At 65.0% G+C, this 20,693-nt stretch carries 18 protein-coding genes; 7 read left to right on the top strand and 11 right to left on the bottom strand.

The window, feature by feature from the left end; translation table 11 throughout:
• The first annotated feature begins 10 nt into the window (after positions 1 to 10).
• Positions 11 to 919, top strand: coding sequence for a LysR family transcriptional regulator (locus ACX1DW_RS07810; protein WP_020307440.1), 909 nt, complete (start codon positions 11 to 13; stop codon positions 917 to 919).
• A 32-nt stretch (positions 920 to 951) separates the two neighbouring features.
• Positions 952 to 2,091: a cell division protein ZapE gene (gene zapE / locus ACX1DW_RS07805; protein ID WP_458993149.1), complete on the top strand. Its 1,140-nt coding sequence runs from the start codon at positions 952 to 954 to the stop codon at positions 2,089 to 2,091.
• Here zapE and ACX1DW_RS07800 read toward each other — a convergent pair.
• Positions 2,079 to 2,357 carry a peptidylprolyl isomerase gene (locus ACX1DW_RS07800; RefSeq protein WP_230485788.1) on the bottom strand — a complete coding sequence of 93 codons (279 nt, stop codon included), beginning with the start codon at positions 2,355 to 2,357 and terminating at the stop codon, positions 2,079 to 2,081. The genes zapE and ACX1DW_RS07800 overlap by 13 nt on opposite strands.
• 228 nt (positions 2,358 to 2,585) lie before the next feature.
• Here ACX1DW_RS07800 and ACX1DW_RS07795 point away from each other — a divergent pair, with 228 nt between their 5' ends.
• From ACX1DW_RS07795 to gntR, 4 genes are read left to right on the top strand one after another with little or no spacing between them, the layout of a single operon-like run.
• A complete protein-coding gene (locus ACX1DW_RS07795; protein WP_458993396.1) occupies positions 2,586 to 3,665 on the top strand; it encodes a gluconokinase, GntK/IdnK-type in 1,080 nt (359 codons plus the stop codon).
• 51 nt (positions 3,666 to 3,716) lie between these two features.
• Positions 3,717 to 4,994: a TRAP transporter large permease gene (locus ACX1DW_RS07790; RefSeq protein ID WP_458993148.1), complete on the top strand. Its 1,278-nt coding sequence runs from the start codon at positions 3,717 to 3,719 to the stop codon at positions 4,992 to 4,994.
• A 60-nt stretch (positions 4,995 to 5,054) separates the two neighbouring features.
• Positions 5,055 to 6,071 (top strand): TRAP transporter substrate-binding protein, encoded by a 1,017-nt coding sequence (locus tag ACX1DW_RS07785; RefSeq protein ID WP_458993147.1) that lies wholly within the window; start codon positions 5,055 to 5,057, stop codon positions 6,069 to 6,071.
• A gap of 58 nt (positions 6,072 to 6,129) precedes the next feature.
• Positions 6,130 to 7,149: an HTH-type transcriptional regulator GntR gene (gntR, locus tag ACX1DW_RS07780; RefSeq protein ID WP_458993146.1), complete on the top strand. Its 1,020-nt coding sequence runs from the start codon at positions 6,130 to 6,132 to the stop codon at positions 7,147 to 7,149.
• Between the two features lie 24 nt (positions 7,150 to 7,173).
• Here gntR and ACX1DW_RS07775 read toward each other — a convergent pair whose 3' ends face one another.
• Complete coding sequence (locus ACX1DW_RS07775; RefSeq protein WP_011913327.1) at positions 7,174 to 8,085, bottom strand: LysR family transcriptional regulator; 912 nt, start codon at positions 8,083 to 8,085, stop codon at positions 7,174 to 7,176.
• A 146-nt stretch (positions 8,086 to 8,231) separates the two neighbouring features.
• On the opposite strand from ACX1DW_RS07775, the gene ACX1DW_RS07770 reads away from it, so the two are divergent.
• Positions 8,232 to 9,458: an acyl-CoA dehydrogenase gene (locus tag ACX1DW_RS07770; protein ID WP_013982861.1), complete on the top strand. Its 1,227-nt coding sequence runs from the start codon at positions 8,232 to 8,234 to the stop codon at positions 9,456 to 9,458.
• A gap of 96 nt (positions 9,459 to 9,554) precedes the next feature.
• On the opposite strand, the gene xylB is transcribed toward ACX1DW_RS07770, so the two are convergent.
• The 9 genes from xylB to ACX1DW_RS07725 form a co-directional block, all read right to left on the bottom strand.
• Positions 9,555 to 11,078 (bottom strand): xylulokinase, encoded by a 1,524-nt coding sequence (gene xylB, locus ACX1DW_RS07765; protein ID WP_458993145.1) that lies wholly within the window; start codon positions 11,076 to 11,078, stop codon positions 9,555 to 9,557.
• A gap of 10 nt (positions 11,079 to 11,088) precedes the next feature.
• A complete protein-coding gene (locus tag ACX1DW_RS07760) occupies positions 11,089 to 12,567 on the bottom strand; it encodes a mannitol dehydrogenase family protein (RefSeq protein ID WP_458993144.1) in 1,479 nt (492 codons plus the stop codon).
• A 103-nt stretch (positions 12,568 to 12,670) separates the two neighbouring features.
• Positions 12,671 to 13,774, bottom strand: a complete 1,104-nt coding sequence (locus ACX1DW_RS07755) for an ABC transporter ATP-binding protein (protein WP_014596752.1) — start codon at positions 13,772 to 13,774, stop codon at positions 12,671 to 12,673.
• Positions 13,775 to 13,812: 38 nt separating this feature from the next.
• Positions 13,813 to 14,646, bottom strand: coding sequence for a carbohydrate ABC transporter permease (locus tag ACX1DW_RS07750; protein WP_228208877.1), 834 nt, complete (start codon positions 14,644 to 14,646; stop codon positions 13,813 to 13,815).
• A 10-nt stretch (positions 14,647 to 14,656) separates the two neighbouring features.
• On the bottom strand, positions 14,657 to 15,601 hold the full coding sequence (locus ACX1DW_RS07745) for a carbohydrate ABC transporter permease (protein ID WP_458993143.1): 945 nt from the start codon (positions 15,599 to 15,601) through the stop codon (positions 14,657 to 14,659).
• Positions 15,602 to 15,683: 82 nt separating this feature from the next.
• Positions 15,684 to 16,991 (bottom strand): ABC transporter substrate-binding protein, encoded by a 1,308-nt coding sequence (locus ACX1DW_RS07740; protein WP_458993142.1) that lies wholly within the window; start codon positions 16,989 to 16,991, stop codon positions 15,684 to 15,686.
• A 297-nt stretch (positions 16,992 to 17,288) separates the two neighbouring features.
• Positions 17,289 to 18,194 (bottom strand): AraC family transcriptional regulator, encoded by a 906-nt coding sequence (locus tag ACX1DW_RS07735; RefSeq protein ID WP_285361662.1) that lies wholly within the window; start codon positions 18,192 to 18,194, stop codon positions 17,289 to 17,291.
• 66 nt (positions 18,195 to 18,260) lie between these two features.
• On the bottom strand, positions 18,261 to 19,193 hold the full coding sequence (locus ACX1DW_RS07730; protein WP_458993141.1) for a carbohydrate kinase family protein: 933 nt from the start codon (positions 19,191 to 19,193) through the stop codon (positions 18,261 to 18,263).
• Positions 19,194 to 19,292: 99 nt separating this feature from the next.
• Positions 19,293 to 20,648, bottom strand: a complete 1,356-nt coding sequence (locus ACX1DW_RS07725) for a substrate-binding domain-containing protein (protein ID WP_458993140.1) — start codon at positions 20,646 to 20,648, stop codon at positions 19,293 to 19,295.
• Positions 20,649 to 20,693: the final 45 nt, after the last annotated feature.

The raw sequence follows: 20,693 nt of genomic DNA, 5'->3' as shown, positions 1-20,693 counted from the left end.
AGGGCCGCACATGCGTCTGCGTCATATCGAACTGTTCCAGGCGATTCTGCAAACCGGCAGCCTCACTGCCGCGGCCGAGCTGCTGCATATCTCCCAGCCGGCGGCGAGCAAGATTCTCAAGCATGCCGAGCAGCAGCTGGGCTTCGCCCTGTTCGATCGGGTGCGCGGCAAACTGCAGCCCACCGCAGAGGCGCGACTGCTGCAGCAGCAGACCGAGCGCCTCGCCATCGACCTGCAGAACCTGCGCCGCCTGGCCGACAATCTCGGGCGAGGCGACGCCCGAGCCCTGCGTCTGATTTGTACCCCGGCACTGGCCCAGGCGCTGCTGCCAATGGCCTTGCAGCGCTGGCGCGAGCGTTTTCCGCGCACCGCCTGCCAGCTCGCCACTCAGCACACTGTGGAGATCGTCGAGGCCTTGCTGCTACGCGAGGCGGACCTCGGCCTGACGCTGCAGGCAGTGGAACACCCCGGCCTGTGCAGCCGCATGCTCACCGAAGGACGCATGCGGGTGATTGCGCCGCCCGGGTGCTGGGCGCAAGAGGAGCTGGACACGCCAGTCCGGTTGCAGGCGCTGGCGGGCCGGGCGCTGATCGGCCTGGATACCCGCGATGCCCTTGGCAGCCTGCTGCGGGGGCATCTCGAAGAGCTCGACCCACCGCCGCGCGTGGTCACCTGGGTGCAGACCTATCAGCTGGCGCGCCAGCTGGTATCGGCGGGGCAGGGCGTGGCCCTGGTCGATCCATTCACCGCGCTGGCGACCGATGGCGGCGAGGTGCAGACGCGTTTGCTAGAGCCCGCCATCAGCGTGCCGCTCTATGCCCTTACCCGGGTGCACGAGCAGCCGCTGCCGGCGCAGGCAATGCTGCTCGATGCACTCGGCGAGCAGGCCGCGCGATTGCTACAGGCCGAGCATGCCTGAGCGAGGGCCGTTACCATGAGCGCTTTGCGCCGATGACCATGCACGACGATTCCCCGCTGCAACGTTACCAGCAGGCCCTTGCGCAGGGTGGCTTTGTGCGGGATCCCGCGCAGCAGCGCGCCGCGCAACTGCTCGAGGCCTGCCACCAGGCGTTGCGTTGCGCTGACGGCGCGCCGTCCGGGGTCTACCTGTGGGGCCCGGTCGGCCGTGGCAAGACCTGGCTGATGGACATCTTCCACGCTTGCGTTCCCGTGCCTGCGCGCCGCCAGCACTTTCACCACTTCATGCGCTGGGTACATGTTCGGCTGTACCAGCTCAATGGCACGGCCGATCCGTTGCAGGCGCTGGCGAAAGGGCTTTCGGAGGAAATTCGCGTGCTGTGCTTCGACGAGTTGTTCGTCGGCGACATCGGCGACGCGATCATCCTCGGTCGGCTGTTCCAGGTGCTCTTCGAGCACGGCGTGGTAGTCGTCGCCACCTCCAACCAGCCACCGGAGCAGCTGTACGCCGATGGTTTCAATCGCGAACGTTTTCTGCCGGCCATCGATGCCATCGTTCGGCACATGCAGGTGCTGAGCGTGGACGGGGACACCGATCACCGCCTGCATCCGGGTGCTGCGCAGCGGCGCTACTGGGTCGCCGCGCCCGGAGCTACCTCGGCGCTGGCGGCCGTGTTCGCCAGCCTGGCCGGAGGCCCTGGCCGCGGCGAGCCGCTATCCCTGGGCCGTCGCCCCCTGGCGGTGGTGCGCCATGACCAAGCGGTGCTCTGGTGTCGCTTCGCCGACCTTTGCGAACAGCCGTTCTCGGCGCTGGACTTCATCGAGCTGTGCGATCGCTTCACCGCCATACTGATCAGTGATGTACCGCGTCTGGGTGGCGCGCCGCGGGAAGGACGCATCGCCCGTGGCACCGAGGATGCGGCGACGCGAGTGGTCGCAGGAGACCGCCAGCTGCCGACGCTCGCCGCCCGGGACGATGCGGTGCGGCGCTTCATCGCCCTGGTCGACGAGTGCTACGACCGGCGGATTCCGCTGTATATCGAAGCCGAGGTGGCCCTGGACGAGCTGTATACCGAGGGGTATCTGGCGTTCCCGTTCCGCCGCACGCTGAGCCGGCTGCGGGAGATGCAGCTGCAGCGCTTCGGCCACGGGCATCTGAGTCAGTCGCGGTAGAACACCTGCACCAAGTGATAGCCGAACTGGCTCTTTACCGGGCCATGCACCTCACGCAGCGGCTTCTTGAAGATCACCTGATCGATGCTGCGCACCATCTGCCCAGGGCGCACTTCGCCGAGGTCGCCGCCTTTCTTGCCGGACGGGCAGGTCGAATACTTGCGGGCCAGCACGTCGAACGCCTCGCCGTTAGCCAGGCGCTTCTTCAGTTGCTCGGCTTCGGCTTCGGTCTTGACCAGAATGTGGCGGGCCATGGCTTTGGGCATGTCGCAGTCCTCATGCATTGAGGGGCGCGATTGTAGTCGCCTTGCCGCGCTTGTCGATCGTTCAGCCGTTGCGCGATCGGCACTGGGTCTGGTCAGGCACGACGAGCGGTAGTTTTATCTGTATGTTTGATAGCGCTAACATCCGACCAAACAAGCACAACAACGACGGATTTCTTCATGCCTTCAAAGCAGCCTTCCCGGGCTACCGCGCTGCCGGTCCTGGTTGTCATGGGCGTCAGCGGTTCGGGCAAGACCGATACCAGCCACGCCGTCGCCGATGCGCTCGGCCTGCCGCACATCGAGGCGGATAACTTTCACCCTGCGGAAAACGTCGCGCGTATGCGTGCCGGTACACCGCTGTCCGATACCGACCGCGTGCAATGGCTGCACGCACTAATCGGCGAGATGCGGCGCACGCTCGATAGCGGCAGTGGCTTCGTCCTGGCCTGCTCGGCGCTCAAGCGCAGCTATCGTGAGCTCTTGCGCAGTGCCGTCCCGGGACTGCGCTTCGCCCATCTGGCCATCGATTACGACACCGCGGTGCAGCGCGTCGGTGCGCGACCGGGGCACTTCATGCCGATCTCCCTGGTCGACAGCCAGTTCGCCACCCTCGAATCGCCCGAGGGTGAGCCAGGCGTGTTGACCGTCGATGCCAGTCAGCCCCGCGACGTGGTGTTGCTGCAAATCGTCGAATGGATGCGCGGCGCCGATCTGGATGAACTGATCGAGTCCCGCGTCGATCTTTCCGCGCGTCCGTTTGATAGCGCTACCTCGGCGCCATCGCTGACCAATGCGCCGATCTACAGCGGCGCGTTGGCGCAGCGTTTCGACCGCCTGACCGACTGGCTGATGGCGGCGCTGATGGCCTTCATGGTCATCGTGGTGTTTTCCAGCGTGGTGCTGCGTTACGCCTTCGGCACCGGCTGGACGGGTGCCGAGGAACTGTCACGGCTGGCATTCGTCTGGCTGGTTTTCGTCGGCGTCGCTTCGAGCATGCGTCGCGGCGAGCTGATGAGCTTCGCCATGCTGCGTGACCGTTTCCCTCATCTGCTGCGCCGGCTGGTCGACTCGCTGAGCTGGCTGCTGGTGGCAGGCGCGAGTTGTCTGGCGGCCTGGGGCGGATGGAACCAGATGCAGTTCGGCTGGACCATCAACAGCCCGGTGGTCGGTTACCCGCTGGGCCTGGCAATGCTGCCGGTAGCGGCGAGCATGCTTGCCATGGCTGTACTGGCGCTGGTGCAGCTGGTGAATGTCTGGCGGCGCGATCAGTCATCGGCCATTGCCGCTGCGAATGTCACCGCGGACTGAAGCGACGCCGCATTCAGAACAATACGGGCACTGCCCAACCGAGGAGCTTGTATGACCGTCGTCGTCTTCCTTTCATCGCTGCTGGGCTTCATGACGCTTGGCATGCCCATCGCCTTCGCGCTGCTGCTCACCGGCTCGGTGCTGATGTGGTACCTGGATTTCTGGGACGTGCAGCTGCTCGCGCAGAACCTGCAGGCCGGCGCTGACAGCTTCCCGCTGCTGGCGGTGCCGTTTTTCATCCTGGCCGGCGAGCTGATGAATGCCGGCGGCATCTCACGGCGCATCATCGCGATGGCGCAGGCCTATTTCGGCCACAAGCGTGGCGGCTTGGGTTACGTGGCGATTGCCGCTTCGGTGCTACTGGCGAGCATGTCCGGCTCGGCGTTGGCCGATACCGCCGCGCTGGCGACGCTGCTGCTGCCGATGATGCGCGAGCGTGGCTACCCGCTGAGTTCGTCGTCGGGCCTGGTGGCGGCTGGCGGGATCATCGCGCCGATCATTCCGCCGTCGATGCCGTTCGTGATCTACGGCGTGGTGACCGGCACGTCGATCAGCCAGCTGTTTCTCGCCGGCATGGTGCCTGGGCTGATCATGGGCATGGGTCTGATCGTCGCCTGGACGCTGATCGCCCGGCGGATCGACGAACCGAAACAGGAAAAGGCCAGCGCCGCCGAACGCCGTCGCGTGCTGGTCGACGGCGCCGCCGCACTGATGCTGCCGGTGATCATCGTTGGTGGGCTGCGTGGTGGCCTGTTCACCCCGACCGAAGCGGCGGTGGTCGCCGCCGTCTATGCTCTGGCCGTTTCGACTCTGCTGTATCGCGAGCTGAACTGGGCCGGGCTGGTCGAGGTGCTGACCCGTGCCAGCCGCACCACGGCCTCGGTGATGTTCCTTTGCGCCGCCGCGACGGTGTCGGCGTACATGATCACCCTGGCGCAGCTGCCCGACGAGATCGCTGCAATGCTCGGCCCGCTGGCGCAGGACCCGAAACTGCTGATGATCGCCATCATGCTGCTGATGATCGCCGTCGGCATGGTGCTGGACCTGACCCCGACCATCCTGATCCTCGGTCCGGTGCTGGCGCCGATCGCGATCAAGGCCGGCATCGATCCGGTGTACTTCGGTGTGATGTTCGTGCTGATCGGGTCCATCGGGCTGATCACGCCGCCGGTGGGCACGGTGCTCAACGTGGTCGGCGGCATCGGCCGACTGCGCATGGAAACCCTGGTGCGCGGCGTCATGCCGTTCTTCCTCGTCTACCTGGTGATCGTCGGGCTTCTTATCGCCGTGCCCTCGATCATCACCGTACCCCTGGCCTGGCTGCGGTAACGCCGGTCGTCCAACCAAGCGCTCAACAACCCACGTCTAACAACAAGAAGGTACCCCGACATGAAACGACTCCTCATCAGCACCCTGACTGCCGCCTTGCTCGGCAGCACGCTCAGCCTCGGTCAGGTTCAGGCAGCGGACGACATCCGCCCACGCATGATCCGCTTCGGCTACGGGCTCAACGAAGACAGTAACCAGGGCAGGGCGGCCAAGCTGCTGGCCGAGGAAGTGGCCAAGGCTTCGGGCGGCAAGCTGAAGGTGCGTACCTTCGCCTCCGCCAGCCTCGGTTCGGACGACCAGATGCAGAACGCGCTGATCGGCGGCGCGCAGGAGATGATGGTCGGCTCGACCGCGACGCTGGTCGGCATCAGCAAGGAAATGGCGGTGTGGGATACGCCGTTCCTGTTCACCGATCCGCTCCAGGCCGATCAGGTATTGGACGGTCCGGTGGGCCGGCAGGTGATGGACAAGCTGGAAGATAAAGGTCTGGTCGGACTGGTGTATTGGGAGAACGGTTTTCGCAATGTGACCAACAGCGCCCGGCCGATCGAGAAGCTTGAGGACTTCAATGGCATCAAGCTGCGCGTGATGCCCAACCCGGTGTTCATCGACACCTTCAAGCGCATGGGCGCCAACGCGGTGCCGCTGCCGTTCTCCGAGCTGTTCACTGCGCTGGAAACCAAAGCGGTCGACGGCCAGGAAAACCCCTACAACACCATCCTGTCCTCCAAGTTCTATGAAGTGCAGAAGTACCTGAGCGTGACCAATCACGTCTACAGCCCCTGGGTCGTCACGGTTTCCAAGCGCTGGTGGGACGGGCTGTCCGCGACCGAGCAGGGCATCCTCATGGACGCTGCGGAAAAGGCCCGCGATGCCGAGCGCGAGGACACCCGGCGCGAGGCCAGCCAGGCGCTGGCGGCGCTGAAGGAACGTGGCATGCAGATCAACGAGGTCAGCCCGGATGAGATCCAGCGCATGCGCGAACAGGCGCAGCCGGCGATCCAGACGGTGATCGACGCCGTCGGCCAGGAGCTGTTCGACCAGGTCCAGGCCGAAGTCGAAAAGGCCGCGCGCTAGGAGCCGATCGGCACCTGCCCGCTGCTAGAATCCGCCGCTTTCGACCAATGGAACGCGTATGACCACACGCCGCCGCCGCTCTGCCGAGCGGGTAACCCTCTCGGATGTCGCACGTAGCGCCGGCTGCTCGCTGATGTCGGCGTCCCGTGCGCTGTCGCAACCGGATCTGGTTTCCGACGCATTGCGTGAGCGTGTCGAGCAGGCGGTCAAGTCGCTCGGCTATGTGCCGCACCCCGCGGCGCGCAGCCTGGCCAGTTCGCGCTCCAACCTGGTGGCGGCGATCATCCCCTCGCTGTCCAACGCGGTGTTCGTCGACACCGTCGAGGCCATCCAGCGGGTGCTGATGCCGGCGGGTTACGAAATGATGATCGGCGTCAGCCACTATCGCCCCGAAGAGGACGAACGGCTGCTGCGCGCCTATCTGGCCCATCAGCCGGCCGGACTGCTGCTCACCGGGTTCGAGCGCAGCGATGCCGCCCGTGCGGTGCTGGCCAACTACACCGCACCGATGGTTACCCTGATGGAGCTGAGCGAGCGGCCGGGCGACTACTGCGTCGGCTTCTCGCAACTGGAAGCCGGCGTGGCCATGACCCGCACCTTGCTCGAGCGCGGCTATCGTCACGTCGCCTTCGCCGCGGCGCAGCTCGACCCTCGGACCCTGCAACGCGCCGAAGGCTACCGTCAGGCCATGCGTCAGGCCGGTCGCTATGAGCCGACTCTGGAGCTGTTGACGCCGCAGCTGTCGTCCATTGGGCTTGGCGCGGAGCTCCTGGATCGGCTGCTGGCGCAGCACTCGCAGATCGACGCAGTGTTCTTCAACAACGACGACCTGGCCCTCGGGGCGCTGTTTCGCGCCCATCAGCTGGGACTCGAAGTGCCGGGAAGGCTGGCGATTGCCGGTTTCAACGACCTGCCGGCCGCGGCCTGGATGCACCCGGCGCTGAGCACGGTGCGCACCCGGCGTGGCGAGATCGGCGAGCTGGCGGCGCAGATGCTGCTGAGCCTGATGCGAGGTCAGCAGCCTGCCGAGCGTTGTATCGATGTGGGTTTCGAAGTGGTGATGCGCGACAGCGCCTGAGGCGGGCTTTCACCCGCCAGGGCATCAGAGATCTTGCTGCGCGGTGACCTGCTGGGCGATCTCGATCATCTGCTCGCGCATCCAGCGGTTGGCCGGGTCCTGATCGGTGCTTTCATGCCAGTAGATGTGGGTTTCCAGCGGCATGATGTCCACCGGCAAGTCGACCTGGTGCAGGTTGTGCCGCCGGGCGAAACGCTCGGGAACGGTCACCGCCATGTCGGTCTGGTCGATCACCTGGGTCGCCATCAGATAGTGCTGTGAGCGCAGGGCGATCTTGCGCTGCAGACCCATCTTGCCCAACGCCAGATCCACCAGACCGAGCCCGCTGCGGCGGCTGGAAATATGGATGTGCGACAGCGACAGGTACTGCTCCAGGGTCAGCTTGTCCTTGGCTAGCGGGTGGCCGCGGCGCATGGCGCAGATGTAGCGATCTTCCAGCAGCTTGACGTGGCGCACCTGCGGGTCGGTATTGAGCGGTGCATCCATGGCGAAATCCAGGCGGCCGGCAGCCAGTTCCTTGGTCGTCTCGCGACGCTTGGCCAGCATGCTCTCGATCTTCACGTTCGGTGCCAGACGGCGCAGGCGCTGGAACAGCGGCGGCAGCATCACCGCCTCGGTGAGGTCGGTCATGCTGATGCGGAAGGTCTTGTTCGCCTGCGCCGGGCTGAAGGTGCGGCTTTCCTGCACCGATACCCGCAGCAGCTGCAGCGCATTGCGCACCGGGCCGATGATGTTCTGCGCCATTGGCGTCGGCACCATGCCCTGCGCGGTGCGCACGAACAGCGGGTCGTTGAAGGTCTCGCGCAGGCGGGCAAGGGCGTTGGAAACGGCGGGCTGGGTGATGCCGACGATCTGCCCGGCGCGGGTCAGGTTGGCCTCGGTGTAGATGGCATCGAAGACGATGAAAAGATTCAGATCGACCTTGTTCAGGTTCATTGTTGTGCTCTCCGGCGTGTATCGGAATTCGCCGATCATATATCGGTGATGAATGTTTATACACGAGGAAAATAGCTTCGATAAATCGCTGGGCCTCCTCTAGCATTCAAAACTACAAAACATTACCTGCCAGAAGGTTGTCGCCCATGAATTTCGCCTACTCCCCGAAGGTTCAAGAGCTGAGAGAGCGCGTGCAAGCGTTCATGGATGCTCATGTCTATCCCGCCGAAAAGGTGTTCTACCAGCAGGTCGCCGAGGGTGACCGCTGGCAGCCGACCGCTATCGTCGAGGAGCTCAAGGCCAAGGCCAAGGCAGAGGGGCTGTGGAATCTGTTCCTGCCGGAATCGGAACTGGGCGCCGGCCTGACCAACACCGAATACGCACCGCTGGCGGAAATCATGGGCAGCTCGGGCCTCGGCCCGGAAGCGTTCAACTGCTCGGCGCCGGATACCGGCAACATGGAAGTGCTGGTGCGCTACGGCAGCGAGGCGCAGAAGCGCGAGTGGCTGGAACCGTTGCTGCGCGGCGAAATCCGTTCGGCCTTCGGCATGACCGAGCCCGGCGTGGCTTCGTCCGACGCCACCAACATGGAAGCCCGCGCGGTGCGCGAGGGTGACGAGTGGGTCATCAACGGTCGCAAGTGGTGGACCTCCGGCGCCTGCGACCCGCGCTGCAAGATCATGATCTTCATGGGTCTGACCAACCCGGATGCACCGCGGCACGCCCAGCACTCGATGATTCTGGTGCCGATGGATACTCCCGGCGTGAAGGTGCTGCGTCCGCTGCCGGTGTTCGGCTACGACGACGCCCCGCACGGCCACGCGGAAGTGCTGCTGGAAAACGTGCGGGTACCGTACGAGAACGTCATCCTCGGTGAAGGCCGCGGCTTCGAGATCGCCCAGGGGCGTCTCGGCCCGGGCCGCATCCACCACTGCATGCGCTCGATCGGTGTCGCGGAACGCGCACTGAAGCTGATGTGCGAACGTGCCGTCAGCCGTACCGCCTTCGGCAAGCCGCTGGCCCGGCTGGGCGCGAACTTCGACCACATCGCCGAGTGCCGCATCGAGATCAACATGGCGCGCCTGCTGACACTGAACGCGGCGTACATGATGGACACCGTGGGCAACAAGATCGCCGCCAGCGAGATCGCGCAGATCAAGGTGGTCGCACCCAACGTCGCGCTGAAGGTCATCGACCGCGCCATCCAGATCCACGGTGGCGCCGGGGTTTCCGAGGACTTCCCGCTGGCGCACTGGTGGGCGATGCAGCGTACCCTGCGCCTGGCCGATGGCCCGGATGAGGTGCATCGGGTGGCCATTGCCCGTCATGAGCTGGGCAAGTACGTGCCCCGCGAGGCGCTGCGCAGCCGCTGATGTGACACTTAGTTAGTCGCGCGGAACCAAGGGCAAAGCCACACGCCGTGGCTTTGCCTTTTTTATGACCGTTTGCCTGTGACCGAGCGCTGCGCCTCAGGAGGCGACCGGCGTCAGCTCCGGTGGTGTCTGCCCGCCGTAGGTGCTGGCCACCAGCTGCCGATAGCGCCGATAGGCCTGCTCATAGGCCCGGACCGACTCGGCGACCGGCGCGACCGCGGTGTCTTCGTCCAGGCTGACGCAGCGCGAGCAGATGGCTTGGAGGCTGGCTTCGGGATCCTGCTGTCGCGCATGGCACCATGCCGCCTGGATCGCGCCGCCCAGCGCCGCGGCCTCGCTGTGGCGGGTGCAGACCACCGGCGTGGCCATCAGGTCGGCGACGATCTGTCGCCACAGCGGGTTCTTCGCGCCGCCGCCGATGAGCTGGATCCGCTCGCTGCGAATGCCGCTTTCGCGCAGCAGGTCCAGCCCGTAGCGCAGGCCGAAGGTCACGCCTTCGAGCACGGCGCGGCAGAGGTTGGCGCGGCTCAGGTTGTCAGCGGTCAGGCCGTGCAGGCTGGCGCTGGCCTGGGGCAGGGCGGGGACGCGCTCGCCGTTTAGAAAGGGCAGCATGGTGACACCCTCGCAGCCGATCGGCGCTTGCGCCACCAGCGCGTTGAACGCCTCCAGGTCCAGCTCCAGCAGGCCGCGCATTGCCGCGTTGGCATTGGTCAGGTTCATGGTGCAGATCAGCGGCAGCCAGCCCCCGCTGGACGAGCAGAAGGTAGCCACCGCCGGCTGCGAGCTGATACGGGGTTCGCCGGAAAAGGCGTAGAGCGTGCCGGAGGTGCCCAGGCTCATGGTGATGGCGCCGGGGCGGATATTGCCGGTACCGATGGCCCCCATCATGTTGTCGCCACCGCCGCTTGCCACCATGGCCTGCGGATTGAGCCCCAGCCGGGCAGCCAGTTCGGGCCGGATGCGGCCGACCGGCTGATGAGACTCGATCAGCTCGGGCAGCGCGGCCTCCAGACGACCCTCGGCATCGATATGGCGCAGGATCTCGGGCGCCCATTGCCGCGCGCGCACGTCGAAATAGCCGGTGCCGGAGGCATCGCCGTATTCGCTCGCGCACCGTCCGGTCAGCCAGTAGTTGAGGTAGTCGTGGGGCAGCAGGATATGGGCGATGCGTGCGAACAGCGCGGGGTGCTGCTCCTTCATCCACAGCAACTTGGAAACCGTGTAGCCCGGCGCGATGACGATACCGAGGCGCTGCAGGGAACCCTGTTCACCGCCCAGCCAGTCGAGCAGGCGCTGATTCTCCGCAGCCGACTCCGTGTCGCACCAGAGCTTGGCCGGGCGCAAGACGCGGCCCGCGGCATCGAGCGTGACCAGGCCATGCTGCTGCCCGGAGACACCAATGCCCAGCACGGCGCCGCCGTCGACCCCGGCCTCAGCCAGAGCTGCCGCGGTAGCGCTGGCGAAAGCGGCGGTCCACTGCCCGGTGTCCTGCTCGCGCCGGCCGTTGGGCCCGCTGATCAGATCGTGGCCGGCCGAGCCCTGGCCGAGCACGCGTCCGCTGCTGGCGTCGAGCAACAGCGCCTTGGTGCCCTGGGTACCGCAATCGATCCCGAGAAACATGCCGGGTCCCTCACTGCGTCAGCAACAGATCAAGGGTGCCGCTCACCCCCAGCGTGCGCAGCCGCAGCAGGTTGCGCTCGAAGGCATCGCGGAAGGCGAGCGAACGCGGAATCTGCGTGCCGAAGATCTCCTCGCGCCCCAGCAGGCGTTCGGTGAGATCGTCGTCCTCCGCGACAAGGGACTGGCAGAAATCCGCGCGCGGATCGGGGATGCGGTACTGCTCGCCGTTTTCATCGACGCCCCGCAGATACAGCGCCCAGGCGGCAACCACCAGGGCGGCCCGGTCCAGGGCGGCGTTATCGGCGATCAGGCGGTTGATGGTCGGCACGGTGAACTTGGGAAACTTCGACGAGCCGTCGGAGCACACCCGCTCCAGCTGGTCGGCGATGGCGCAGTTGGAGAAGCGCTCGATCAGGGTCTGCTTGTAGCGGGCGAGATCGATGCCTGGCACGGGAGCCAGTTGCGGAGTGACGTCCTCGTCCATGTAGCGGCGGATGTACTCGACGAACAGCGGATCGGCCATGGTTTCGTGGACGAAGCGATAACCGCGCAGGAAGCCGAGGTAGGTCAGCGCGAGGTGGCTGCCGTTGAGCAGCTTGATCTTCATCTCCTCGTAGGGCGAAACGTCGTCGGTGAACTGCACGCCAACCTTTTCCCAGGCCGGACGGCCGGCAACGAAGCGGTCTTCCAGTACCCATTGCACGAAGGGTTCGCAGACCACCGGCCAGGCGTCATCGAGGCCGTGCTGATGCTTGAGGTCCTGGCGATGCGCCGTGCTGGTCATCGGCGTGATGCGGTCGACCATGGCGTTGGGAAAGCTGACGTTGCGCTCGATCCAGCGGGCCAGGTCGGGGTCGACCAGGCCGGCGAAGGCCAGCGTGGCCTTGCGGGTCACGTCGCCGTTGTGGGGGAGGTTGTCGCAGGACATCACCGTGAAGGGCCCGACGCCGTCGCCGCGGCGCTTGGCCAGCGCCGCGCAGATCAGGCCGAACACGCTGACCGGGCGGCGCGGGTTCTGCAGGTCATGTTGAATCTGCGGCAGTTGCGCATTGAACTGGCCGGTGCTGTCGTCCAGGCAATAGCCGCCCTCGGTGATGGTCAGCGAGACGATGCGAATCGCCGGATCGGCCAGGCGGGCAACCACCGCCTCGGACCCATCCTCGCCCACCAGCAGCATGTCGCGAAGGCTGCCGATCACCCGGACCTCGGTGTCAGGCCGGTCGTCGAGCTCGACCAGGGTGTAGAGATAGTCCTGCGAGGCCAGCGCGTCGAGCATGGAGCGTTCCTCGGCGCGCGTGCCGATGCCGCAGATACCCCATTCCAGCCCCTCGCCGGTGTTCATCAGCGCATCGGTGTAGGCCGCCTGGTGGGCGCGGTGAAAGCCGCCCACGCCGATGTGGGCGATGCCGGTGGTGACCTCGGCCAGGCGGTAGTCGGGGCGCGCGATAGGGGCCGGCAGCTGTGGCAGATTCGCTTCTTTCAACTTCATCTCGGGCCTCGCTGGGCTTGAATGTGGAAAAGCCGGGGGCGGGATCGCTGCCTTTACGGGCGCAGCGACCTGCCGTTGGAAGAGCTGGGCGCGACGTCGGGCGTCAGGCCACCTGCTGGAGCGGCTGGCCGACCGCCTGACCACTGCTGTCGAAGAGGTGGCAATGGGCGGCCTCCAGCGTCAGCGACAGCGACTCGCCGTAGCGCGGGGTGAAGTCGCCACGAATGCGCATGGTCAGCTGTTCGCCGTTGCCGGTGACGACGTGGCAGTAGGTGTCGCTGCCCAGGCGTTCACTGACGTCGGCCTTCACGGTCAACTGGCAGTTGCCTTCGCTGCCACGGTTGAGGTGCTCCGGGCGGATGCCGAGCGTGACCGGATCGCCCGCCTTCAGCGTGGCGCCGCTCACCGGCAGGAACAGACGACAACCGGCGTCGAGCTCGACTTCGCAGCCGCTGGCTTCGACACGGCTTGCGCGGCCGTTGAGAAAGCCCATCTTCGGCGTGCCGAGAAAGCCCGCGACGAAGAGGTTGGCCGGATGGTGATAAAGCTCCATGGGCGAGCCGACCTGCTCGATGCGCCCGCCGTTGAGCACCACCACCTTGTCGGCCAGGGTCATGGCCTCGACCTGATCATGGGTCACGTAGATCATCGTGGCCTGCAGTTCCTGGTGCAGGCGCGAAAGCTCCAGGCGCATCTGCACACGCAGCGCGGCATCGAGGTTGGACAGCGGCTCATCGAAGAGAAACACCTTGGGGTTGCGCACGATGGCGCGGCCGATGGCGACGCGCTGGCGCTGGCCGCCGGACAGTTGCCGCGGCTTGCGTTCGAGCAGCGGCTCCAGCTCCAGGGTGCGCGCGGCCGCTTCGATCTTGCGGGCAACCTCCTGTTTGTCGGCACCGGCCAGGTCCAGGGCGAAGGACATGTTCTTGCGCACCGTCATGTGCGGGTAGAGCGCATAGGTCTGGAACACCATGGCCAGGTCGCGCTTGGCCGGGCTGACATCGGTGATGTCGCGCCCGTCCAGTTCGATTCGCCCGCTGCTGACCTCCTCGAGCCCGGCGATCAGGCGCAGCAGGGTGGACTTGCCACAGCCGGAGGGGCCGACGAAGACAACGAATTCGCGGTCGCGGATGTCAAGGTCGATGCCCTTGATGATCTCGTTGCCGTCGAAGCCTTTCTTCAGGTTGTGGATCTTCAGGTCTGCCATGTTCGAATCCTCAGTTGTTCTTGGTTGTCAGGCGGCGCTCATTTCACGGCGCCGAACGACAGGCCGCGGACCAGCTGCTTCTGGCTGATCCAGCCGAAAATCAGGATGGGAGCGCAGGCGAGGGTGGATACGGCCGAAAGCTTGGCCCAGAACAGGCCTTCCGGGCTGGAGTAGGACGCGATCAGGGCGGTCAGCGGCGCGGCATTGGAAGAGGTCAGGTTCAGCGACCAGAATGCCTCGTTCCAGCACAGGATCAGCGACAGCAGCATGGTCGAGGCCAGCCCGCCCTTGCTGATCGGCAGCAGCACGCGAACCATTTCCTGCATCAAGGTTGCGCCGTCCATACGTGCCGCTTCGAGGATGTCGCGGGGGATGTCCTTGAAGTAGGTGTAGATCATCCACACCAGAATCGGCAGGTTGATCAGCGTGTAGATGATGATCAGCACTGCGCGGCTGTCCAGCATGCCGAACTGTTTGGCCAGCAGGTAGATCGGCACCAGTACGCCCACCGGCGGCAGCATCTTGGTCGAGAGCATCCACAACAGCGTGCCCTTGGTGCGCTTGGTCTCGTAGAAGGCCATCGAGTAGGCCGCAGGTATTGCAATCAGCATGCCCAGGGCTGTGGCACCGAAGGAGATGGTCACCGAGTTCCAGGCGTACTTGAAGTAGCCGCTGCGGTCCTGGATCTGCAGGTAGTTCTCAAGAGTGGGCGTGAAGATGAATTGCGGAGGTGTGGCAAAAGCGTCGATCTCGGTCTTCAGGCTGGTCAGCAGCATCCAGAAGATCGGGAAGAACAGCAGCAGCGCCACGGCCCAGGCGAACAGCCCGACTACCAGGGTATTGAGGCGGCGACTTTGTTTGAGCGTCAGCATCGGTCTGTCCTCAGTATTTTTCGGTGAGATTCTTGCCGAGCATCCGCACCAGGATGATCGCCGCGATGTTGGCGATCACCACCGCGATCAGGCCGCCGGCCGAGGCCATGCCGACATCGAACTGCAGCAGCGCCTGGTTGTAGATCAGGTACGCGAGGTTGGTGGATGCGTAGCCGGGGCCCCCGCTGGTGGTGGTGAAGATCTCGGCGAATACCGAAAGCAGGAAAATGGTCTCGATCATCACCACCACGGCGATGGGGCGGGCCAGGTGGGGCAAGGTCAGGTACCAGAAGATCGCGATGGGGCCCGCACCATCGAGGCGGGCGGCTTCCTTCTGTTCCTGATCGAGGGACTGCATGGCCGTCATCAGGATCAGGATCGCGAAGGGCAGCCACTGCCAGGACACGATGATCACGATGGACGCCAGCGGATGCTGTGCGAGCCAGTCCACCGGCTGCGCGCCGAAGAACTTCCACACCGCCGCGAGAATGCCCGAGACCGGGTGATAGATGAGGTTCTTCCAGACCAGCGCGCTGACGGTCGGCATGATGAAGAACGGCGAGATCAGCAGCACCCGGACGATCCCGCGCCCCGCGAAGTCCGCCGCCTCCAGCAATGCGGAGATGAGCACGCCGAGCACGACGCTGATCAGCAGCACGCTGCCGACCAGGATCAGGGTATTGGTCATGCCAGGGATGAAGCCGGCATCGGTCAGGAAGTAGTGGAAGTTTTCCAGCCCGACGAAATCCTTTTCGCCGGGATAGAGCAGGTTGTAGCGCACGAGCGAGAAGTACAGGGTCATCGCCAGTGGTACCAGCATCCACAGCAGCAACAGCGCGACCGAAGGGCTGACCAGGAACCAGCTCGGGGCCAACCTCGGCCGGCGGCGCTCGGCAGGTTGTGGTGATGCGTTGCTCGCAGGGGCCTTGGGCAAGGCAGTCGTGGTGGTCGCCATGATGATGCTCCGGCTGAAGAGGGGCCGATGAGGGCTCGTGGAGCCCTCGCGGGTTTACGCCTTCACGGGACGTGCGGCTGGTCTACTTGGGATAACCGGCGCGCTTCATTTCGCGGGTGGTCGACTGCTGCACCGCGGTAAGCATCTGCTCGACCGGCATCTGCCCGGTCAGCGCGGCGGAAAACATCTTGCCGACCTGGGTACCGATGGCCTGGAATTCGGGGATGGTGACCAGCTGGATACCGACGTAGGGCACCGGCTTGGCCGATGGCGAGGCGGGATCGGCCTGCTTGAGCGACTCCAGGGTGATCTCCGCGAACGGCGCGGCCGCCATGTACTGCTCGTTGTAGGTGGACTCGCGCGTGCCCGGCGGCACGTTGGCGACGCCATCGGTCTCGGCGACGAGCTTGGCGTAGTCCTTGGAAGTCGCCCAGGCGGTGAAGGTCTTGGCGGCGTCCTTCTGCTGGGAGCTGGTCGGGATCGCCAGTGCCCAGGAGTACAGCCAGGCCGAGCCCTTGTCGGTGGTCTCCTGCGGTGCGAAGGTGAAACCGACCTTGTCGGCGACCTTGCTCTGCGATTCATCGGTCACGAAGGAGCCGGCAACGGTCGCATCGACCCACATGGCGCATTTGCCGCTGTTGAACAGCGCCAGGTTTTCGTTGAAACCATTGCTGGAGGCGCCGGGCGGGCCGTATTGGCTGAGCAGGTCGACATAGAACTTGGCCGCCTTGGTCCATTCGGGGCCATCGAATTCGGGCTGCCACTTCTCGTCGAACCAGCGCGCGCCGAAGGCGTTGGCGACGGTGGTGACCAGCGCCATGTTCTCGCCCCAGCCGGCCTTGCCGCGCAGGCAGATCCCGTACTGGTCCTCGCCAGGCTTGTGCAGCTTTTCGGCGAACTCGGCCATCTGGGTCCAGGTCGGGTGTTCGGGCATGTTCAGACCGGCCTGTTCGAACAGGTCGGTGCGGTAGTAGGTCATCGAGCTTTCGGCATAGAAGGGCAGTGCGTAAAGGGTGCCGTCGACCGAAAGGCCTTCGCGAACCGAGGGGAAGACGTCGTCCAGGTCGTAGTCGTCAGGGAGGTCGGTCATCGGGGCGAGCCACCCCTTGTCGCCCCACAGCGAGGCCTCGTACATGCCGATGGTGAGCACGTCGAACTGGCCACCATCGGTGGCGATGTCAGTGGTCAGGCGCTGACGCAGGACGTTCTCCTCCAGCACCACCCAGTTGAGCTTGATGTCGGGGTGTTGCTGTTCGAAGGTCTTGGAGAGGCGCTGCATGCGGATCATGTCCGCGTTGTTGACGGTGGCGACGGTAAGGGTTTCGGCGGCCTGGGCCAGGCCGAGCGAGGCCATGCAGGCGGTGCCGAGCAGCAAGTGGAATGCTTTCATTCGTGGACTCCTCTTCCAGAGCAGGGCCTGGAAGCACTTATTGTTTTTGTTGTTACCCGCGTACTGCGCTACGAGCGTCTCGCGAGCATTACAACGCCGGGGGGAGCAGCGCGACAAAGCCGTGACTGCACTCGCTTCGATACTTTTTTGCACTCGGTTGAGCGAGGCGGGCCGCTCGCAGCGGCACCGACCAGACCCGTCGCCGGGGCTCAAGAATGAGGCTTTGCCACAACCGTAATGGCGCGAACGTAGAGACAGTCCAGGATAGGGCGCCGAACCCGCCCGGCCGGAAGCGTATCAGCCGGCCAGGTTCTGCTCGGTCAGGCGTTGTTCGACCAGACGCCGATAGCGCGATGGGGTCATGCCCTTGAGCTGCTGGAAGCGGCGATTGAAATTGGACAGGTTGTTGAAACCCGATTCGAAGCAGACGTCGGTGACCGGCTTGTCCTGATCGAGCAGCAGTTCGCATGACTTGCTGATGCGCAGGCTGTTGACGAACTCGACGTAGCAGCGCCCGGTGGCGCGCTTGAAGAAGCGCGAGAAGTAGGTGGGTTTCATGCCGAGATGGCTGGCGACTTCCTCCAGCGGCAGCTCGCGCATGTAGTGTTCGAAGATGTAGTTGACCGCCATGTTGGTCCGGTCGGCCTGCTGCTCGTCGCTCAACTGTGCCGAGGTGGCGCCGGAGAGCAACTGGTAGTCGTCGCATCTGGCAAGCAGCTCGAGCATGATCAGGAAATAGCCGAGGCGGGTGGCGCCGCGGCTGTCGGCGATCTGCTGCATCAGCTGGCGTGCCTGGGCGATGGTCTGCGGACAGCGAAACTCGATGCCGTAGCGCGAGCGTTCGAGCATCGGCGTGAAAGTCCGCAGCTCGGAGAACACAGCGTGACCGGCCTCGAGCATCTCGTCGGTGAAGTTGACCAGCATGTCGCGCTTGGCCACGACCTCGCCTTCCTCGACCTGGCTGATCCAGTTGTGCGGCAGGTGCGGACCGGTGAGAAACAGGCTGTCCGGTCCGAAATTGCCCACGTAGTCGCCGACGAAGACCTTGCCGGAGCTGGCGACGATCAGATGCAGCTCGTATTCCTTGTGGTTGTGCCAGCGCACCAGCGGGCAGGGGAAACCATGTTCGCGATAGATCAGCGAGTTGCCGTGGTGGTCGTCCATCAGCTCGTAGGACGGGTCGGTAATCTTCAACGCTCTCATGCAGGGTCCGTTGTCGTGAAAGGCCACGAAGGGTTATAGCTGCTGAGGGCGCAACGGCCAAACCGGTCAGGCAATTTCGTATCGGTAGGGCAGGTCCGGACCACGCCGGGAACAGGTGATGCCAGCGGCGCTGCTGGCGAAGGCGAGCATGGCCTGCAGTTGCGCGGGTCCCATCTGCGCGAGCCCGCGCGGCGAGTCCAGCTGCTGTTCGGCCAGGTAGGCGAGCAACGCGGCCTGGAAGGTGTCGCCGGCTCCCACGGTGTCACGCACCGTCACCGCCTGCGCTGCCACGTGCAACTGGCCGTGCTTGCGGCTGAAGAGCTGTGCGCCGTGGGCACCGCGGGTTAGCACCACCAGTTCGGCGTGATGCTCCAGCCAGCGCTGGGCGATGCTCGCTGGCGCCATGTCTGGATAGAGCAGGGCCAGGTCCTCGTCGCTGACCTTGATCAGATGTGCGCGTTCGGCGAACGCCTCGACCCGCTCGCGCCAACGTTCGAGGCTGGGTTCGACGTTGAGGCGAATGTTCGGATCGAGTGAAATCAGGCGCCGGGCATGCTCGCGATGCAGCAACGCCAGCAGCGTATCGGCAATCGGCGGCGTCACCAGCGAGTAGGAACCGAAATGGATGCCGCGAATGTCCGCAGGCAGCGGCTGCAGCTGTTCGGTGTGCAACAGGCGATCGGCACAGCCTTCGCCGCGAAAGCTGTAGACCGGACTGCCATCGGCACCGATGGCGACCATCGCCAGGGTGGTCGGCGCATCGAAGATGGCGAGATGCTCGGTGGCAACGCCTTCTTCCTGCAGCAGCTCTAGCAGGCACTGACCGAAATGATCGTGGGAGAGCCCACCGAGCAGCGCGGCCTGCGCGCCCAACCGGGCCAGCCCGACGGCAACGTTGAACGGCGAGCCACCGGCGACGGCTTCCAGATTCAGGTGACTGCGGCTGTCGGTCGAGGCCGCGAACACATCGAAAAGCGCTTCACCACAGATGAGGTACATGGACGATTCCTGCTGGCGGAAATCGCCCGAGCTTAAACCCGGCGCCTGCACCGGGACAGTACGCCCGCGGCTGGCAGCCGATACGATCTTGCACTCGTTTCAGTACACCCAGACTTCGACGCGGCGATTCTTGATGCGGCCAGCTTCGCTGTTAGATGCCACTGGAAGTTGATCGCCCAAGCCGTTGATTTCTTTCACAAGGATGCCGCCACGCGCCAGTTCGCGACGCACCGCCATGGCGCGCAGTTTGGACAGCAATGCAGTCCGCGCGGGATCGTTGCGGGCGTCGCCGAAGCCGACCAGCACCGCCGCGTTCATCTGCTTGTCGTGGCTGTTGAGATAGTCGATCAAACGCTGCACGTCGCGCTGGGCCTTGTTGTCCAGTTGCGCGCTGCCTTCGGCGAAGCGGAAGTTGACGGTCAGGCGCTGTGCCTCCTTGGCCAGCTGCTGATAGGCCTCAGGCATCGTGGTCTGCAGCGGCAGCCTGATCGGCGCGATGGCCTGGGCCACGTAGCCGGATTTCTCGACGATGGCTTGCCCCGCAGGACTATGCACGAACGTCAGGAATTCGCGGGTCCATTTCGATTGCTTCTGTGGATCGGCGTAGAGGAACAGGCGCCGCGACAGGGGATAGTCTTCGGTGGCGACCAGGGCCGTGGCCGGTGGCATGGGCTGGGAATCGCCGTCGGTGATTGCCAGCGCCTTCGACTTGCCGACAGAGGCGAGACCGACAAAGCCGATGGCCCCGCTACGGCGGCTGACGGCCAGGGACAAGGCGTCGTTGGACTCGTAACGCGTTGCATTGGTAGCCAGCGTTTTGCCCTGGCTGCCCAGGACCAGTTCCTTGAAGGTGTCGTAGGTACCGGACTGGTCATCGCGAGCGTGCAACTCGACGGCTGCATTGGCACCGCCGAGCTCACGCCAGTTGGCGATCTCGCCTGAGAAGAGGCGTGCGACCTGTTCTACGCTGAGCGACTGCACCGGGTTATCGGGATTGACGATCACCGCCAGGCCATCGATGGCGATGACCTGTTCGCTCTCAGCGCTGCGCAGGTCGCCCAGAGCGGAGAGGCTCTGCGCTTCGCTCTGCTTGATCGGTCGCGACGCAGCGGCGAGGTCGGCAGTGCCCTCTTTCAGCCCGGCGAATCCGGTACCGGTGCCATGGGCTGCGACCAGCGCCTGAATGGTCTTGCCGCGCTCGTCGAGGGCAGTGACGCGCTGCTCGTTCTCTTTGCCGGCCGGGGCGATGCGGACCGACTGCAGGCCCTTGGCCTCGAACAGGCCGGCCACCAGCATCGGTGCCAGCTTGGCACCCACGGTGTTGGAGCCGTGGATGCGCAGTATGGTCGTTCCGTCTGGCGGGGCGGCGAGGCTGTTGCCGGAGGCGCTTCCAAGCGTGAGCAACAGCAGGGGCAGTGCCCGATTCCAGAACCGTCCAAACACTCGTGGCGTCATCTCACGACCTCCTTGTAGAAGGCCGCGAGATTAAGACGGTTCGGT

This window comes from Stutzerimonas sp. KH-1 (assembly GCF_054483855.1).
Note: the sequence above shows the minus strand (reverse complement) of the source record. Positions and strands in the feature narration are given on the sequence as shown.

What these genes read in the sequence shown, in the direction of transcription:
- ACX1DW_RS07810 (WP_020307440.1), top strand. Translation starts at nt 11, where the DNA reads ATGCGTCTGCGTCATATCGAACTGTTCCAGGCGATTCTGCAAACCGGC.
- zapE (WP_458993149.1), top strand. Translation starts at nt 952, where the DNA reads ATGACCATGCACGACGATTCCCCGCTGCAACGTTACCAGCAGGCCCTT.
- ACX1DW_RS07800 (WP_230485788.1), bottom strand. Translation starts at nt 2,357, where the DNA reads ATGCCCAAAGCCATGGCCCGCCACATTCTGGTCAAGACCGAAGCCGAA.
- ACX1DW_RS07795 (WP_458993396.1), top strand. Translation starts at nt 2,586, where the DNA reads ATGGGCGTCAGCGGTTCGGGCAAGACCGATACCAGCCACGCCGTCGCC.
- ACX1DW_RS07790 (WP_458993148.1), top strand. Translation starts at nt 3,717, where the DNA reads ATGACCGTCGTCGTCTTCCTTTCATCGCTGCTGGGCTTCATGACGCTT.
- ACX1DW_RS07785 (WP_458993147.1), top strand. Translation starts at nt 5,055, where the DNA reads ATGAAACGACTCCTCATCAGCACCCTGACTGCCGCCTTGCTCGGCAGC.
- gntR (WP_458993146.1), top strand. Translation starts at nt 6,130, where the DNA reads ATGACCACACGCCGCCGCCGCTCTGCCGAGCGGGTAACCCTCTCGGAT.
- ACX1DW_RS07775 (WP_011913327.1), bottom strand. Translation starts at nt 8,085, where the DNA reads ATGAACCTGAACAAGGTCGATCTGAATCTTTTCATCGTCTTCGATGCC.
- ACX1DW_RS07770 (WP_013982861.1), top strand. Translation starts at nt 8,232, where the DNA reads ATGAATTTCGCCTACTCCCCGAAGGTTCAAGAGCTGAGAGAGCGCGTG.
- xylB (WP_458993145.1), bottom strand. Translation starts at nt 11,078, where the DNA reads ATGTTTCTCGGGATCGATTGCGGTACCCAGGGCACCAAGGCGCTGTTG.
- ACX1DW_RS07760 (WP_458993144.1), bottom strand. Translation starts at nt 12,567, where the DNA reads ATGAAGTTGAAAGAAGCGAATCTGCCACAGCTGCCGGCCCCTATCGCG.
- ACX1DW_RS07755 (WP_014596752.1), bottom strand. Translation starts at nt 13,774, where the DNA reads ATGGCAGACCTGAAGATCCACAACCTGAAGAAAGGCTTCGACGGCAAC.
- ACX1DW_RS07750 (WP_228208877.1), bottom strand. Translation starts at nt 14,646, where the DNA reads ATGCTGACGCTCAAACAAAGTCGCCGCCTCAATACCCTGGTAGTCGGG.
- ACX1DW_RS07745 (WP_458993143.1), bottom strand. Translation starts at nt 15,601, where the DNA reads ATGGCGACCACCACGACTGCCTTGCCCAAGGCCCCTGCGAGCAACGCA.
- ACX1DW_RS07740 (WP_458993142.1), bottom strand. Translation starts at nt 16,991, where the DNA reads ATGAAAGCATTCCACTTGCTGCTCGGCACCGCCTGCATGGCCTCGCTC.
- ACX1DW_RS07735 (WP_285361662.1), bottom strand. Translation starts at nt 18,194, where the DNA reads ATGAGAGCGTTGAAGATTACCGACCCGTCCTACGAGCTGATGGACGAC.
- ACX1DW_RS07730 (WP_458993141.1), bottom strand. Translation starts at nt 19,193, where the DNA reads ATGTACCTCATCTGTGGTGAAGCGCTTTTCGATGTGTTCGCGGCCTCG.
- ACX1DW_RS07725 (WP_458993140.1), bottom strand. Translation starts at nt 20,648, where the DNA reads ATGACGCCACGAGTGTTTGGACGGTTCTGGAATCGGGCACTGCCCCTG.